The organism is Enterobacter sp. MGH 16 (assembly GCF_000493175.1).
GTDB classification, from domain to species: domain Bacteria; phylum Pseudomonadota; class Gammaproteobacteria; order Enterobacterales; family Enterobacteriaceae; genus Enterobacter; species Enterobacter roggenkampii.
In genome coordinates this window covers 4,070,667-4,087,304 of record NZ_KI535695.1, presented here as the reverse complement: position 1 = coordinate 4,087,304, position 16,638 = coordinate 4,070,667, and the positions used below count along the sequence as shown (strand labels likewise).

14 protein-coding genes are annotated in these 16,638 nt (G+C 56.3%); 5 read left to right on the top strand and 9 right to left on the bottom strand.

Annotation, left to right across the window (positions count from 1 at the left end; translation table 11 throughout):
- Positions 1 to 243: 243 nt before the first annotated feature.
- Entirely contained in the window at positions 244 to 954 is a 711-nt protein-coding gene (locus L362_RS03810) for a DUF3053 domain-containing protein (protein ID WP_008502756.1), read from the bottom strand.
- A 331-nt stretch (positions 955 to 1,285) separates the two neighbouring features.
- Between L362_RS03810 and L362_RS03815 the strand changes: the two genes are divergently transcribed.
- On the top strand, positions 1,286 to 1,573 hold the full coding sequence (locus L362_RS03815; RefSeq protein WP_008502755.1) for an HTH-type transcriptional regulator: 288 nt from the start codon (positions 1,286 to 1,288) through the stop codon (positions 1,571 to 1,573).
- A 39-nt stretch (positions 1,574 to 1,612) separates the two neighbouring features.
- Here the strand turns inward: L362_RS03815 and L362_RS03820 are convergent, their stop codons facing one another.
- From L362_RS03820 to L362_RS03835, 4 genes are all read right to left on the bottom strand, one after another.
- Positions 1,613 to 3,232: an ABC-F family ATP-binding cassette domain-containing protein gene (locus tag L362_RS03820; RefSeq protein ID WP_023345233.1), complete on the bottom strand. Its 1,620-nt coding sequence runs from the start codon at positions 3,230 to 3,232 to the stop codon at positions 1,613 to 1,615.
- A gap of 230 nt (positions 3,233 to 3,462) precedes the next feature.
- On the bottom strand, positions 3,463 to 5,532 hold the full coding sequence (gene glyS, locus L362_RS03825) for a glycine--tRNA ligase subunit beta (protein WP_008502753.1): 2,070 nt from the start codon (positions 5,530 to 5,532) through the stop codon (positions 3,463 to 3,465).
- A 9-nt stretch (positions 5,533 to 5,541) separates the two neighbouring features.
- Positions 5,542 to 6,453: a glycine--tRNA ligase subunit alpha gene (gene glyQ, locus L362_RS03830; protein WP_023345232.1), complete on the bottom strand. Its 912-nt coding sequence runs from the start codon at positions 6,451 to 6,453 to the stop codon at positions 5,542 to 5,544.
- Positions 6,454 to 6,613: 160 nt separating this feature from the next.
- Positions 6,614 to 6,919: a YsaB family lipoprotein gene (locus L362_RS03835; protein ID WP_023345231.1), complete on the bottom strand. Its 306-nt coding sequence runs from the start codon at positions 6,917 to 6,919 to the stop codon at positions 6,614 to 6,616.
- A gap of 182 nt (positions 6,920 to 7,101) precedes the next feature.
- Between L362_RS03835 and L362_RS03840 the strand changes: the two genes are divergently transcribed.
- Entirely contained in the window at positions 7,102 to 8,097 is a 996-nt protein-coding gene (locus L362_RS03840) for an acyltransferase (RefSeq protein WP_023345230.1), read from the top strand.
- On the opposite strand, the gene L362_RS03845 is transcribed toward L362_RS03840, so the two are convergent.
- The 4 genes from L362_RS03845 to xylA all read right to left on the bottom strand — a co-directional run bounded on the left by L362_RS03845 (position 8,090) and on the right by xylA (position 12,497).
- Entirely contained in the window at positions 8,090 to 9,010 is a 921-nt protein-coding gene (locus L362_RS03845; protein ID WP_023345229.1) for a GlxA family transcriptional regulator, read from the bottom strand. The two genes, L362_RS03840 and L362_RS03845, sit on opposite strands and share 8 nt — an antisense overlap.
- Positions 9,010 to 9,549, bottom strand: a complete 540-nt coding sequence (locus L362_RS03850; protein ID WP_008502749.1) for an isochorismatase family protein — start codon at positions 9,547 to 9,549, stop codon at positions 9,010 to 9,012. Before L362_RS03850 ends, L362_RS03845 begins: the two co-directional genes overlap by 1 nt.
- 103 nt (positions 9,550 to 9,652) lie before the next feature.
- Positions 9,653 to 11,107, bottom strand: a complete 1,455-nt coding sequence (gene xylB / locus L362_RS03855) for a xylulokinase (protein WP_023345228.1) — start codon at positions 11,105 to 11,107, stop codon at positions 9,653 to 9,655.
- 67 nt (positions 11,108 to 11,174) lie between these two features.
- Positions 11,175 to 12,497 (bottom strand): xylose isomerase, encoded by a 1,323-nt coding sequence (gene xylA, locus L362_RS03860; protein WP_095428923.1) that lies wholly within the window; start codon positions 12,495 to 12,497, stop codon positions 11,175 to 11,177.
- A 371-nt stretch (positions 12,498 to 12,868) separates the two neighbouring features.
- Between xylA and xylF the strand changes: the two genes are divergently transcribed.
- The 3 genes from xylF (at position 12,869) to xylH (ending at position 16,634) form a co-directional block, all read left to right on the top strand.
- Positions 12,869 to 13,861 carry a D-xylose ABC transporter substrate-binding protein gene (gene xylF / locus L362_RS03865; protein ID WP_008502746.1) on the top strand — a complete coding sequence of 331 codons (993 nt, stop codon included), beginning with the start codon at positions 12,869 to 12,871 and terminating at the stop codon, positions 13,859 to 13,861.
- A 72-nt stretch (positions 13,862 to 13,933) separates the two neighbouring features.
- A complete protein-coding gene (locus tag L362_RS03870; protein WP_008502745.1) occupies positions 13,934 to 15,475 on the top strand; it encodes a xylose ABC transporter ATP-binding protein in 1,542 nt (513 codons plus the stop codon).
- Positions 15,453 to 16,634, top strand: a complete 1,182-nt coding sequence (gene xylH, locus L362_RS03875) for a xylose ABC transporter permease XylH (RefSeq protein WP_008502744.1) — start codon at positions 15,453 to 15,455, stop codon at positions 16,632 to 16,634. Before L362_RS03870 ends, xylH begins: the two co-directional genes overlap by 23 nt.
- Positions 16,635 to 16,638: the final 4 nt, after the last annotated feature.

The window sequence follows — 16,638 nt, the reverse complement described above, 5'->3', positions numbered from 1 at the left end:
ATTACCTTATTAACAAATATATTGTGCCTTCCGGCTTGATGGATTGCGTTACAGATTTTTAAGCGATGAAGGAAGGGTCACTACGAAGGGTATCTATGGATAACAATCTGGACTGCTTTACTAAACTGCTTTAGGTCTGTGTAACAAACCGACGGGAATAGTTATACCGATGTGGTAGAGGAATGACAAGCGTTATTTTCGCAACGCATAAAAAAACCCCGCCAGAAGCGGGGTTTTTTCGGTTTATTCTGTGGCAGCGACTGCGGCACTCCAGGCCTGGCTGAAGGCCTGATGCTGAGAGGCCAGCGGCCCAATCAGCGTATTGTACTGGCTTGCCTGCTGGGAGGTTGGGAACTGAATACCGTTGGCAACAAAGCTTACCTGCGTATTCTGCTGGGCAATAAAGTCACCCACCTGGACCAGCTGCTGCGTGAAGATTTGCGCGGCCGGAATCAACGGTTGCAGTGCTTCTGACGGTTTGGTCACCACTTTCTCATACACTTTGTCGAAGACCGGTTTGAGATCGTCGCCCTGCTTCAGCGCAGAACGTGACGCGTCAGCCTGCATTTTCGCATTCTGCAGCTGCTGGCTCAGCACGCCAAGCGCACCGTTGGACTGACGCAATGGTTCACGCTGCGTCATGTAATCCTGTGGAACGCGGATGGCGTTCACGCTATCCACTACCGGGCGGATACCGGAATCCATCGCCTGGCTCACCTGCTGTGAATAACCATAAAGAATGGCGTAATCGGACACAAAGGGGCCAAACTGCTTTTTCTGATCCGCAGTCAGCGTTGGCAACCGCTCGCCGCTGCGCATCACTGTATTCTGCAGAAAATCGATAAACGCTTTGCGCTGATCGCCTTCTTTATCAAAACACCCACTCAGGCTAACAACCATCAACAACGCCGCAATAGGCGCAAACCAGCGAGAGCAGGACTTTCCTGTCGCCATTTTATTACTCCTTTCACCCAAAAAAGCGCACACCGGCACACGCGTGCCCGACGCTGACAAGGATAGTCCAGGTCAGCCTTGCAAGATACTCTTTTCATGCAAAACGGCTATTGCCGATTTATTTCTTACCATTTACAAAAAAATACCTGGCGAAGCCGACATATGACTAATCAGGGAATTAGCATAACTCTCCATATTGCTGAATCGGATACAGCGATCGTTACCGCACGATTAATCACACCCGTGACGATCCTGGGTTGGTATTAGGGACTATTCTTAACTGGCTCTCTGATGTTCTTGATCACGATGTGAGATTTAAGAGGAGTCCTCAATGGAATATAAAGATCCTGAGTTTGAGCTGCTGAGCAGCCTGGAACAGATCATTTTTAAAGATGTACCGCAGACGATTACCCTGCAACAAAAATCCAATCCCTTTACAGAATATGAGCAATTGCGCAAAGGGACAGGACTGAAAACCGAAGAATTCGCCAGAGCGATGGGTGTCAGCGTGGCTATGGTGCAGGAGTGGGAGTCAAAACGTGAGAAACCCACCCCAACCGAGTTACGGCTGATGCGCCTGATTCAGGCCAACCCTGCACTCAGCAAGCAGATCGCGTAGTGAAGATTGAATGCCCCCGCCTTTGCGGGGGCTTGTGTTTTACAGGCTATCACAACGCCACCCCGCCTCTTCCCACACCAGCGCATGCGTTAACGTTAAGCCGCTTAAAAACGCCTCATCGTGTGATACCACCAGCAGTGCCCCAGGGAAACCGGCCAGCGCCGCTTCAATGGCCTGGACTGAAGCCAGATCCAGATGGTTGGTCGGTTCATCCAGCAGCAGAAGCTGCGTGGCCTCCGCGCGCCACAGCACGCAGGCCAGGGCAGCCTTAAGACGCTCACCGCCGCTGAGCGCCGCCAATGGGAGCATCACTTTGTCAGCCCCCAGTTGAAGCTGCGCTAAACGGGTTCGCAATACCCCCTCTTCCAGAGGGGTATGACTCAAATTGAGATGCGTCATGACCGACTGCGAGAGATCGAGACGGGAGAGATGCTGGTCGAGATAAGCGCAGCTGACGGACACTTTACAGCTACCCGAACGGGGGGCAACCTCGCCGAGGAGGGTTTTTAACAGCGTCGACTTCCCGCAGCCGTTCGGTCCCTTTAACGCCACGCGCATCGGTCCGTCCATCCGCCAGTTGAGCGGAGGAACAGGTACATGCTGCAGCACCAGATCCTCCAGCACCAGCACCTGCTTCCCCTCCGGGATCTGACTTCCCGGCAGGGTGAACATGACCGGGTTATCGTCTTCAACCCGCTCACGCGCCTTGTTAACCGCGGCGTTCAGCGCTTCATTTTGCTCGCTGTGCTGTTTTTTCCAGGAGCCAATCCGCTCCTTTGCCGCGCCTTTATATTTGACCCGCTCGAACGATGCGATATTCAGGGTATCGACGGTGCGTAACGTCTTTGCTGACCGCCGCTGGCTGTCATCATGCTCTTTTTGCATGCGCGCGCGGGTGCGTTTGCGCTCGGTTGCCGCATGTTCCAGCGCCGCGCGGGCAGCCTGCTGTTCGGCATCGCGCTGGGCTTGATAATCCGCATAATTTCCGCCGTAGCTGCGCAGACCCGAGGCGCTCAGCTCAAGAATACGCGGCACCTGCTCCAGAAGTTCGCGGTCATGCGAGGCCACCAGCACGCCGCCCTGATACCGACTCAACTGGTCGTAGAACCACGCCCGGCCTTGTCGATCCAGATGGTTAGTCGGTTCGTCCAGCAGAAGAAAGTCCGCGCCCGCCGTAAACGCCCCGCACAGCAGGGCGCGGATGCGCTCGCCGCCGCTGAGTTCTATGGCGGGCTTATCAGGCTCAAACGGTGGGAGCGTCGCACTGATAAACGCTTCGCTCAGACGTTCGGCTATATCCCAGTGGCCGTCGAGCAACGCCAGATCGTCAGGCTGATAATCACCACTGTCAATGCGCTTACGCGCAGTAAAAATCGCGTCATACCCGAGAAGTTCAGCCAGCGTCGTCTGCGAAGAAATAACATGCTGCTGCGCCACCCAGGCATGCGAGCCAAAGCGTTCAATATGACCGGTAGCCGGTTCGTCCAGCCCCGCCAGCAAGCGCAGCAGACGCGTTTTTCCGCTGCCGTTGCGGCCAACCAGCGCGCACAGGGAGGGTTCCAGCGTGAGATTCAGCGGACCAAAAAGGGTATCGCCCGTCGGAAACTGACAGGTGACCTGATGCAAAATAAAAGAAGGGGACTGCGCAAAATGAGCCATAAGCACTCCTGAATGAAATCAAAACATCCCCTGCCGACGCGGTGGCGTTTTAGCAAGGATCGAAATTCATCAGTCGTGTTTGTTCATTTTTGGGGGGCACTCCAGCGCGAGAAAGTTAACGGGGATAAGGATAGCGGGAATGTGTTGACCATTTCAAGGTTAAATTTTCAGCAACACACTATAAAAAAACCCGCCGAAGCGGGTTTTTAGCATTTGTCACAACGGGCACATTACTGCAGCAGCGAAATATCCGCCACGCGCAGGAACAGCTCACGCAGTTTCTCGAGCATAGAGAGACGGTTAATACGCAGCTCTTTATCTTCTACGTTTACCATCACTTTCTCGAAGAAGGCGTCGATGACGTCACGCAGCTCGGCCAGCTCCACCAGCGCTTCCTGGTAGCGACCTTCCGCGAAGACCGGCTCGAGCTTGTCGCGCAGCACCACAACCTGCATCGCCAGGGCGATCTCTTCCGGCTCTTTCAGCGTCGCGGCGTTCACACGCTCGTTCAGCGTCTCGTCGGACTTCGCCAGGATGTTGGAGACACGCTTGTTGGCCGCCGCCAGAGCAGATGCCGCTTCCAGCGTACGGAAGTGGGAAACCGCCTTCATACGCGCATCGAAATCAGCCGGACGGGTCGGTCGACGCGCCAGCACCGCCTGAATGGTGTCGACGGTGTAACCTTCATCCTGATACCAGGCGCGGAAACGACCGAGCATAAAGTCGATCACGTCATCCACAACGTTGGCGTTGGTCAGCTTGTCGCCGTACAGACGCACCGCTTCTTCGGTCAGGGTCTGCAGATCCAGGTTCAGGTTCTTCTCAACGATGATACGCAGCACGCCGAGCGCAGCACGACGCAGCGCAAACGGGTCTTTGTCGCCTTTCGGATGCTGGCCGATACCGAAGATACCCGCCAGGGTGTCCATCTTATCGGCAATTGCGACAGCACAAGCTACCGGGTTGGACGGCAGTTCGTCACCCGCAAAGCGCGGCTGATACTGCTCGTTCAGGGCAACCGCCACGTCTTCCGCTTCACCATCGTGACGCGCGTAGTGCATGCCCATCACGCCCTGGGTGTCGGTAAATTCGAACACCATGTTGGTCATCAGGTCACACTTGGAGAGCAGGCCTGCGCGGGTCGCGTGGTTAACGTCGGCACCGATTTCACGAGCGATCCAGCCGGACAGCTCCGCAATACGGTCGGTCTTGTCGCGCAGCGTACCCAGCTGCTGCTGGAACAGTACGGTCTGCAGGCGTGGAAGATGATCTTCCAGACGCTTTTTACGGTCGGTGTTGAAGAAGAACTCGGCATCCGCCAGACGTGGGCGTACCACTTTCTCGTTACCGGAGATAATCTGGCTCGGATCTTTCGATTCGATGTTCGCCACGAAGATGAAGTTTGGCAGCAGTTTGCCGTCGTTGGCGTAAACCGGGAAGTACTTCTGGTCACCCTTCATGGTGTACACCAGCGCTTCAGCCGGAACGGCCAGGAATTTCTCTTCGAACTTCGCGGTCAGCACAACCGGCCATTCCACCAGCGAGGTCACTTCTTCCAGCAGGCTGTCGCTCAGATCGGCTTTACCGCCAATCTTACGCGCCGCGTCTTCCGCGTCCGCTTTGATTTTGGCTTTACGCTGTTCGTAGTCAGCAATGACCTTGCCGCGCTCCAGCAGGATTTGCGGATACTGGTCGGCATTGTCGATGGTGAATTCAGGCTCGCCCATAAAGCGGTGGCCACGAATCACGCGATCGGACGCCACGCCCAAAATGGTCGCCGGAATAACGGTGTCGCCCAGCAGCAGGGTCACGGTGTGAACCGGACGCACGAAGTGCACGTCGGACGCGCCCCAGCGCATCAGCTTAGGAATGGGCAGCTTCGCCAGAGACGTGGCAATCATGTCCGGCAGCAGCGCTTCCGCGCTTTCGCCTTTCACATGGGCACGATACAGCAGCCATTCACCTTTATCGGTGGTCAGACGCTCGGCCTGATCGACGGTGATGCCGCAGCCGCGCGCCCAGCCTTCCGCCGCTTTGCTCGGCTTGCCTTCCGCGTCAAACGCCTGAGCAATCGCCGGGCCACGTTTTTCCACTTCACGATCCGGCTGGGACGCCGCCAGGTTTGCCACTTTCAGCGCCAGACGACGCGGAGCAGCAAACCACTCAATTTTACCGTGCGCCAGGCCAGCGTTATCCAGCTCGGCAGTCACGTTCGCAGCAAAAGATTCAGCCAGGCTGCGCAGGGCTTTTGGTGGCAGCTCTTCGGTGCCAATTTCCACCAGGAAAGTTTTCTCAGACATGGCCGCCTCTTATTTGTTTCGGTTGCACATCGGGAAGCCAAGGGCTTCACGGGACGCATAGTAAGCTTCTGCAACGGCTTTGGTCAGGGTACGAATACGCAGAATGTAGCGCTGACGTTCAGTCACGGAGATCGCTTTGCGGGCGTCCAGCAGGTTGAAGCTGTGGGCGGCCTTCAGAATACGCTCGTAGGCAGGCAGCGGCAGCGGAGTCTCCAGCGCCAGCAGCTGCTGCGCTTCTTTCTCATACTGCTCGAAGCAGGTGAACAGGAAGTCCACGTCCGCGTATTCGAAGTTATAGGTGGATTGTTCCACTTCGTTCTGATGGAACACGTCGCCGTAGGTGGTTTTACCCAGCGGGCCGTTGCTCCAGACCAGGTCGTAAACGCTGTCTACGCCCTGAATGTACATCGCCAGACGTTCCAGACCGTAGGTGATCTCACCGGTGATCGGCTTACATTCCAGACCGCCAACCTGCTGGAAGTAAGTGAACTGGGTCACTTCCATGCCGTTCAGCCACACTTCCCAACCCAGACCCCAGGCACCCAGCGTTGGGTTTTCCCAGTTGTCTTCCACGAAACGGATGTCGTGGATGGTGGGATCCATACCCAGCTCTTTCAGCGACCCGAGGTACAGTTCCTGAATGTTGTCGGGTGATGGCTTAATCACCACCTGGAACTGATAGTAATGCTGCAGACGGTTCGGGTTCTCACCGTAACGACCATCGGTCGGACGACGGGAAGGCTGCACATACGCGGTCGCCATTGGCTCTGGCCCCAACGCGCGCAGGCTGGTCATCGGGTGTGAAGTGCCGGCGCCGACTTCCATGTCCAAAGGTTGAACAATGGTACAGCCCTGACGAGCCCAGTAATCCTGTAAGGTCAGGATCAGGCCCTGGAAGGTCTTGGTATCAAACTTTTGCATAGTATTTCGTGCTGGATACGTGTGGTTTTAAATGGAAGGGACCAGTATACCCGCTGGCTGCAAGATATACAGTACGAAACGGGGTTGTTTAGGGAAAATTGGGAAATAAGCATTCACGCCAGGGCGCTGACGGCGTCTGGCTGTTGATTATGCGAGCAGGCTAGCGCATGGAGAGGTGTAAAAACTGGCCGTCCGCATCAAACGAGCAGACAAAGCCTTCTTTACGCGCCGTATAGCCCTTGAGCTCATAGCTGCCCTGAAAGCGCTCAAACCCGGTGACGTTGATTTTCTGCACGTCCGAGTTATAGCGGCGTGCGGCCTGGTCCTTGCAAAGTGACTCCATATTCAGTGAACGTTCCGGGCTCATTCTGCCCTGCTGGGCTTTTTGCACTGGTGCTTCTTGTGGCGCACTGCATCCTGCCAGCATGAAAAGCAGAAAGAGTGATGCCACACGCTTCATCATCATTTTTATTACCGTCCTGGTCAGTGGCTGTTATTTTTAGTATCAACACGTTTATAGATTATGGTCAGCCATTCTGCGAATCTCGCGGTCTCCCGGCAAGCCTGCGAATAAAACTCAGAATTTTCCAAACGAAGACTTTTGGACAATGGGAGTCACATTCACTTTACAGGGAATACGAGGAACTGATGCCGTCAAAAATTAACTGGATTGATAACCTGCGAGGAATAGCGTGTCTGATGGTGGTCATGATCCACACGACGACCTGGTACGTCACGAACGCCCACAGCATCAGCCCCGTTAACTGGGATATCGCCAATATTCTCAACTCTGCGTCGCGCGTCAGCGTGCCGCTGTTCTTCATGATTTCTGGCTTTCTCTTTTTTGGTGAACGCAGCGCGCAGCCGCGGCACTTCATCCGCATCGCGGCCTGCCTGGGGTTCTACAGCGCCGTTGCCCTGCTCTATATCACCCTGTTCACCTCCATTAACGCCGGGTTATCCCTCAAATATTTGCTGCAAAAACCGGTGTTCTACCACCTGTGGTTCTTCTTCGCCATTATCGTGATCTATCTGGTCTCTCCGCTCATTCAGGTGAAAAACGTCAGCGGGAAAATGCTTCTGGCCCTGATGGTGGTGATTGGCATTGTCGCCAACCCGAATACGGTCTCGCAGAAAATCGACGGATTTGAGTGGCTGCCGGTGAACCTCTATATCAACGGCGATACCTTCTATTACGTGCTTTACGGCATGCTGGGGCGCGCCATCGGGATGATGGACACGCAAAAACGCGGTCTGAACTGGCTCTGCGGGGCACTGTTTATCGCCGGCGTGGCGGTGATTTCACGCGGGACGCTGCATGAGCTTCAATGGCGCGGTAATTTTGCCGATACCTGGTATCTCTACTGCGGGCCGATGGTCTTTATCTGTGCCGTATCGCTGCTCACGCTCGTTAAAAACACCCTGAATGCGCGTCCCCTTCCCGTACTGAGCGTCATTTCACGACACTCTCTCGGGATTTACGGTTTTCACGCGCTGGTGATCCACGCGCTTCGGACACGAGGCATCGAGCTTAAAACCTGGCCGGTGCTGGATATCATCTGGATTTTTGCTGCGACCCTGGCGATCAGCCTGCTGCTGTCGATGCTGCTGCAAAAAATAGACGTTCGCCGCTTCGTCAGCTAACGCTTCGCTGCCGGGCGCGATGGTACTGGCGCGGGGAGGAAAACCCTGCCGCCAGGGAAGCCTGCTCCACGCCGCGCCCCTGCAATAGCCACTGTTCCGCCACCGCCAGACGCAGCTGCTCCAGATAATCGCGGACGCTAATCCCTAAATGTGTCTGGAAAAGCCGGGTGAGATGGCGCGGGCTGACGTGCGCCAGCGCGGCGATATCAGGCAAGTTCCACGCTTTTTGCGGCTCGGCGGTGAGCGCATCCTGCGCCCGATGAATCGCCGGATGAAGATGATTGCGGTAGCGTAGCCACGGGGAGAGCTGGGGATCGTCACCAGAACGGCGGAACCAGACCACCATCTCGCGCGCCACATTCAGCGCCTTTTCGGGGCCGCACAGGCGGTTAATCATATACAGCGCCAGGTCGATGCCCGACGTGATCCCCGCGCTGGTCCAGATGTTTTCGTCCTGCACAAAGATGCGGTTTTCTTTAATCGTCGCCGTAGGGGCCGCGGTGCGTAAACGGCTGATAACGTCATGGTGAGTTGTGCACTGTTTGTTATTCAGCAGGCCCGATTTCGCCGCCAGCAGCGCGCCAGAACAGACGCACATCACCGTGATATCCCGGCGCTGAATAATCGGCTGCAGGCGCATCAGCCAGTGCTGTATCCGTAACGCCTGTGGTGTCGAAAACTGAGAGCGGGAGTCGCTCACGCCGGGCAATACCAGCAGGCACCCCTCTGGAAGACGTTCCGGCAACGGCTGGATGCCGCTCATCGTCAGACCTATCGACGTCGGAACCTCCGGCTGCGGGCCAATGTAATGCAGACGAAACGCGTCGCCTGCCAGCACAAAGGTTTCTGCCGGGCCGGTCATGTCTAATGACAGCACCCCGGGCAACATCACGAACCAGACGTCGATGGGCATTACAGTGACTCCAGCGTCTCCGCTACCGTTTTAATGTCGGCAAAACGCCCGGACAGTACCGTTTCGGTACGGTGGCGAATGTCCGCTGCGCTAAGGGTAATGCCCTTGTAGGTCATGGGGAACGTCAGCGTTGCCTCGCTCACAAAGGTCACAGCATAACCCAGATCGGATGCCACCCGGGCGGTGGTTTCACAGCATTGCTCCGTGCGAATGCCGCAGATAATCACACTATTGATATCGCGCTCGCGCAGCCAGCGATCGAGCCCGGTATCCGTGAAGGCATTATGAACGTGTTTCTGGAAAACCACATCCGGCTGATGACGCAAAAAGGCCATCGGTTTGACATAGCCGCTTTCCAGCGTAAATGGGCCGTCTTCATCCACATGAAAAATATCAACGACCGGAATACCGCGCGCCTGGCAGCCTTCAATCAGCCCCAGCATCGCCTGCTGAAACGCGGGAATGTCATCCTCCTGCCAGTAATTGCGGTGATGGAAGGACTGCTGAGTATCAATGTTGATGAGTGCAATGCGTGACATGATGGTTCTCCTCGCCAGTGGGTGTGACACCATACTGGCAAGGAAAGAAAGGCACGCACAGACCAAAAAAGGACATCCTCGTGCCTCTCCCGGACAAGCGAATTTACGTCATCAGCGGCAGCAGCTGCTGGTAGATTTTGCGGAACACGTCGCGCCTTTCCGCGTACCGCGCATGGCGCGCCGCGTCAGGCAAATGCGCCTGTTCAAGCGTAAGCTGCGGCAGCAGTTGTGAAAGCGGTTTTTCCGGGTTCATAGCAATCTGCGCCAGACGCGCGGCGCCGAGCGCGGGGCCAACATCGCCACCGGTGCGGAAATCCAGCTGCAAGCCGCTGATGTCCGACAGCATTTGTCGCCAGTAAGGGCTTCGCGCACCGCCGCCAATCAGGGTGACGCTTGCGGGTTTCAGGCCGCAGTCGTGAACCACGTCCATTCCGTCAGCCAGCGCATATCCGACGCCTTCGAGAACCGCACGCGCCAGTTCTGCCGGACCATGCTGATGGGTTAAGCCAAAGAACACCCCTTTCGCTTCAGGGTTGTTGTGTGGCGTACGCTCACCGGACAGATACGGTAAAAACCAGACGGTACCGGCATTTTCATCCGCCTGCTGTGCTGCGGCAATCAACGCAGGAACATCGGCCATCCCGGTCAGCTTCGCCGCCCAGTCCAGGCACGACGCTGCACTCAGCATCACCGACATCAAATGCCATTTTCCTGGCAGCGCATGACAGAAACTGTGCACCGCGCTTTCGGGATTGCTGCGATAGCCGTCGCTGACGGCAAAATAGACGCCAGAGGTTCCCAGCGACAGCATCGCCTGACCTGCCTCAACCATGCCGACGCCCACGGCCCCTGCGGCATTGTCACCGCCCCCGGCAACCACCGGCACGGCAGACATATTCCAGCGTTCCGCAACGTCCGGCAGCAGTGTGCCTGTTACCTCGCTACCTTCGAACAGGGCGGGCATGTGTTCACGGGTCAAATGGCAGGCATCCAGCATCGCCTCGCTCCAGTCGCGTTTCGCCACGTCGAGCCACATCGTGCCGGCGGCATCTGACATGTCGGAAGCAAAATCGCCCGTCATGCGAAAGCGCAGATAGTCTTTCGGCAGCAGGACTTTCGCCACCTGCCGGAAAATCTCCGGCTCGTGGCGCTGCACCCACAGAAGCTTAGGCGCGGTAAAGCCGGGCATCATCAGGTTGCCGGTGATCGCGCGGGAAGTGGGTACGCGTTCCTCAAGAAGCGCACACTCTTCTGCACAGCGGCCATCGTTCCAGAGAATGGCGGGTCGCAACACGCGATGCTGGCTATCGAGCAGCGTCGCGCCGTGCATTTGCCCGGCAATCCCCAGCGCTTTCACGTCACGCAGAGAATGCTGTTCACCTAACGCCTTGATTGCACGATCCGTTGCCTGCCACCACTGCTCCGGGTCCTGTTCCGACCACAGCGGATGCGGACGTGAAACCTGCAGCTTTTCAGTCTGCGTTGCTAACACCTCGCCCTGCTCGCTTAACAGGATGGCTTTCACACCCGATGTGCCCAGATCGATCCCGATATACATATAGTGGATTCCTTAAGTGAAAATGCCCGGTGGCGCTGCGCTTACCGGGCCTACAAGCTGGATGCCGTTATTTATCGAACAGGTAGTGGTTGACCAGATTTTCCAGCAGCTCCTGGTGCCCGCTCTGGTGCTGCGGCGCCAGCTGATGGTGTTCAGCGTACTTCGCGATCTCCGCAAGCGATAACTGACCTTTCAAAATTTGCTGGCCCAGCTCACTGTTCCAGCCGCTGTAGCGCTTCGCCACGCGTTTATCGAGCTCGCCGTCTTCAATCATACGTGCCGCTACCTTCAGCGCCAGCGCCATGGTGTCCATCGCGCCAATGTGGCCGTAGAACAGATCGTATTTGTCGGTGCTCTGGCGACGCACCTTGGCGTCAAAGTTCAGGCCGCCGGTAGTGAAGCCGCCCGCTTTGACGATCTCATACATCACCAGCGCATTCTCTTCCACGCTGTTCGGGAACTGGTCGGTATCCCAGCCCAGCTGCGGGTCGCCGCGGTTCGCATCGACAGAGCCGAAGATGCCCAGCGCAATCGCCGACGCAATCTCGTGGTGGAAAGAGTGGCCCGCCAGCGTGGCGTGGTTGGCTTCAATGTTCACTTTGATCTCTTTTTCCAGACCGAACTGCTTCAGGAAGCCATACACCGTCGCCACGTCGTAGTCATACTGGTGCTTCGTCGGTTCCTGCGGTTTTGGCTCAATCAACAGCGTGCCGCGGAAGCCGATTTTGTGCTTGTGGTCGACAACCATCTGCATAAAGCGGCCAATCTGCTCGCGCTCCTGACGCAGGTCGGTGTTGAGCAGGGTTTCATAGCCTTCACGGCCTCCCCACAGGACATAGTTTTCGCCACCCAGCTGATGCGTGGCATTCATTGCCGTCACCACCTGCGTGGCCGCCCAGCTAAACACTTCCGGATCCGGGTTGGTTGCCGCACCTGCGCCGTAGCGTGGGTTAGTGAAGCAGTTTGCCGTGCCCCACAGCAGCTTCACGCCGCTTTCCTGCTGTTTTGCCGCCAGTACATCCACCATCTGCGCAAAGTTGTTCAGGTACTCTTTCAGCGACGCCCCTTCCGGCGACACGTCAACATCATGGAAGCAGTAGTACGGCACGTTCAGCTTGTGGAAGAACTCAAACGCCACATCGGCTTTGCGCTTTGCCAGTTCGATGGCCTCACCCGGCTGCTGCCACGGGCGGTCAAAGGAGCCCACGCCGAACATATCGGCGCCGTTCCAGCAGAAGGTATGCCAGTAACAGGCGGCAAAGCGCAGATGATCTTCCATGCGCTTACCCAGCACCAGCTCATCCGGGTTGTAGTGACGAAATGCTAAAGGATTGGTCGTTTTCGGGCCTTCGTAACGAACACGATCGAGTTGGTCGAAATAAGCTTGCATATTGAGCTCCATAATCAGGGTATGCGGCGAGTCGTTGATACAGGAGTAATAGTGAATAGACATTTTGGGTTGCTCAATTACGTTATTTCACACTGCTATTGAGAGAATGCACAACTGTGCGCTGGCTCGCAAAATAATGCGCAGACGAACTATTTTTCGGCGCGGATTCCAGAATCAAATGTAATTAAGACGTTACGTATTTTAAAATCCGATCGCGGTCATAAATTCAGAAATAAACCAAATATCATAATGAGAAGATAAAAATCTGTAATTGCCAGCCTGCCTTTCCGCGTTAAAAATTTGCTGCGTCCCAGCAGTGAATGTTTCTTTTATCTCAGCAACACATACCCCTACAAAAAGGCCTAATAATTATGAAGATAAAGAACCTGACCCTAACGCTCTGCACTACGCTCCTCCTTGCAAGCTTTGCAGGGCATGCCAAGGAGGTCAAAATTGGCATGGCGATTGACGACCTGCGTCTGGAGCGCTGGCAAAAAGATCGCGATATTTTTGTGAAAAAAGCGGAATCACTCGGCGCAAACGTGTTTGTCCAGTCGGCTAACGGCAACGAAGAAACGCAAATGTCGCAGATCGAGAATATGATTAACCGCGGCGTCGATGTGCTGGTCATTATCCCCTATAACGGCCAGGTATTAAGTAACGTAGTGAAAGAAGCCAAACAAGAAGGCATAAAAGTGCTGGCCTATGACCGCATGATTAATAATGCGGACATTGATTATTATATTTCGTTCGACAATGAAAAAGTCGGCGAATTACAGGCACAAAGCCTGATCGACAAAGTGCCTCAGGGCAATTATTTCCTGATGGGCGGTTCGCCGGTAGATAACAACGCCAAGCTGTTCCGCGAAGGGCAAATGAAGGTCCTTAAGCCGTACATCGACAACGGGAAAATAAAAGTGGTTGGCGATCAGTGGGCCGACGGATGGTTACCCGAAAACGCCCTGAAGATTATGGAAAACGCGCTGACGGCCAACAACAACAAAATTGACGCGGTTGTGGCCTCCAACGATGCCACCGCAGGCGGTGCGATTCAGGCCCTGAGCGCCCAGGGGCTGGCGGGTAAAGTCGCCATTTCAGGGCAAGATGCCGATCTGGCTGGCGTAAAACGTATTATCGCCGGCACCCAAACCATGACGGTCTACAAACCGATTACCGAGTTGGCCAATACGGCGGCGGAAATCGCCGTGGAACTGGGCAACGGTAAGCAACCAAAAGCAGACGCCACGCTGAATAACGGGCTGAAAGACGTTCCTGCTCGCCTGCTCACCCCTATTGAAGTCAATAAAGAGAACATTGACGCCACCGTCATTAAGGACGGTTTCCACAAGAAGAGCGAACTGTAATCCGGCGCGGCCCCTGCTCTGCGGGGGCGCATCACGTTGCACTGTTCTTTCCTCGGGTTATGTGGAGCAGTTATGCCTTATTTACTTGAAATGAAAAGCATCACCAAGCGCTTCGGCACGGTGAAAGCCGTCGACAACGTCAGTCTCCGGCTAAATCCCGGCGAAGTGGTTTCGCTGTGTGGCGAGAACGGTTCAGGCAAGTCAACGCTGATGAAAGTGCTGTGTGGGATCTACCCGCACGGCAGCTACGAAGGCGAAATCGTCTTTGCCGGCGAAGTGATCCAGGCAACTCACATTCGCGATACCGAACGCAAAGGTATCGCCATCATCCACCAGGAACTGGCGCTGGTGAAACATCTCACCGTGCTGGAGAACATTTTCCTCGGAGCCGAAATCTCCCGCCACGGCGTACTGGATTACGACACCATGACGCTCCGCTGTGAAAAGCTGCTGGCGCAGGTGAGCCTCCACATTTCACCGGATACCCGCGTGGGCGACCTGGGACTGGGGCAACAGCAGCTGGTTGAAATCGCTAAAGCGCTCAATAAGCAGGTCAGGCTGCTGATCCTCGATGAGCCAACGGCTTCGCTCACCGAACAGGAAACTGCGGTACTGCTCAATATCATTCGCGATCTGCAAAATCACGGCATCGCCTGTATCTACATTTCGCACAAGCTGAACGAGGTCAAAGCCATTTCGGACACCATCTGCGTGATCCGCGACGGTCAGCACATCGGCACGCGTGAAGCCGCGGGCATGAGCGAAGATGACATCATCACCATGATGGTGGGGCGCGAGCTGACGGCGCTCTACCCGAATGAGCCTCACACCAAAGGTGATGAAGTGCTGCGCGTGGAAAACCTGACCGCGTGGCACCCCGTTAACCGCCACATCAAGCGCGTCAATAACGTCTCGTTTTCTCTGCACAGCGGCGAAATTCTCGGTATTGCCGGGTTAGTCGGCGCCGGGCGCACGGAGGCCGTACAGTGTCTGTTTGGCGTATGGCCGGGGCGCTGGGAGGGCACGATTTATATCGACGGCCAGCCGGTGAAAATCGACAACTGCCAGCAGGCGATTGCCCACGGCATTGCTATGGTGCCGGAAGACCGCAAAAAGGACGGCATCGTGCCGGTCATGGCAGTGGGGAAAAACATTACGCTTGCGGCACTCGATCGCTTCTCCGGCGCGCTGAGCAGCCTTGACGATGCCGCGGAGCAGCAGTGCATCCTCCAGTCGCTTGCCCGTCTGAAGGTCAAAACCTCCTCACCGGAACTGGCCATTGGCCGCCTGAGCGGCGGCAACCAGCAGAAGGCGATTCTGGCGCGCTGCCTGCTGCTCAACCCGCGCATATTAATCCTCGATGAGCCCACGCGCGGGATTGATATCGGTGCCAAATATGAAATCTACAAACTGATTAATCAGCTTGTACAGCAAGGGATTGCCGTCATTGTTATTTCGTCTGAGTTACCCGAAGTGCTCGGCCTGAGCGACCGTGTGCTGGTTATGCACGAGGGAAAACTGAAAGCCAACCTGATTAACCAGAACCTGACGCAGGAGCAGGTGATGGAAGCCGCTTTAAGGAGCGAACGTCATGTCGAAAAGCAATCCGTCTGATATCAAAGTCGCCGTTCCGACGCCCGGTGCGTTCGCAGGGCTAAAAGCGCTGAACCTGCAGGTGTTCGTGATGATCGCGGCCATTATCGTCATCATGCTCTTCTTTACCTGGATGACCGATGGCTCATACCTGAGCGCGCGTAACGTCTCCAACCTGCTCCGCCAGACCGCCATCACCGGCATTCTGGCCGTGGGCATGGTGTTCGTGATTATCTCCGCGGAAATCGATCTGTCGGTCGGCTCGATGATGGGGCTCCTCGGCGGCGTGGCGGCCATTTTTGACGTCTGGCTCGGCTGGCCGCTGCCGCTGACCGTGGCGGTCACGCTGGTGCTGGGTCTGGTTCTGGGGGCCTGGAACGGCTGGTGGGTAGCCTACCGTAAAGTGCCGTCGTTCATTGTCACCCTGGCGGGGATGCTGGCCTTCCGCGGGATCTTAATCGGCATCACCAACGGTACCACCGTCTCCCCGACCAGCGCGGCCATGTCGCAGATTGGTCAAAGCTATCTCCCGGATGGCGTGGGCTTTACCATCGGCGTGGCGGGGCTGCTGGCGTTTGTCGCGTGGCAGTGGCGTGGACGCATGCGCCGTCAGGCGCTGGGGCTGGCGTCGCCAGCATCAACCTCGGTGGTGGGACGTCAGGCGCTGACGGCGGTCATTGTGCTGGGCGCCATCTGGCTTCTTAACGACTATCGCGGCGTTCCGACCCCCGTCCTGCTGCTGGCGCTTTTGCTGCTGGGCGGCATGTTTATGGCGACGCGCACCGCGTTTGGCCGCCGTATTTATGCCATCGGCGGCAACCTTGAGGCTGCCCGTTTGTCGGGGATTAACGTCGAACGCACCAAACTCGCGGTCTTCGCCATTAACGGCCTGATGGTCGCCATCGCCGGGCTGATCCTCAGCTCGCGTCTGGGGGCCGGTTCACCCTCCGCGGGCAACATCGCCGAGCTGGATGCTATCGCCGCCTGCGTTATTGGCGGTACCAGCCTCGCAGGGGGTATCGGCAGCGTCGCGGGCGCGGTGATGGGGGCATTTATCATGGCGTCGTTGGATAACGGGATGAGTATGATGGACGTCCCGACGTTTTGGCAGTATATCGTCAAGGGAGCCATTCTTTTACTGGCAGTCTGGATGGACTCGGCCACCAAGCGACGGGCCTGATAAC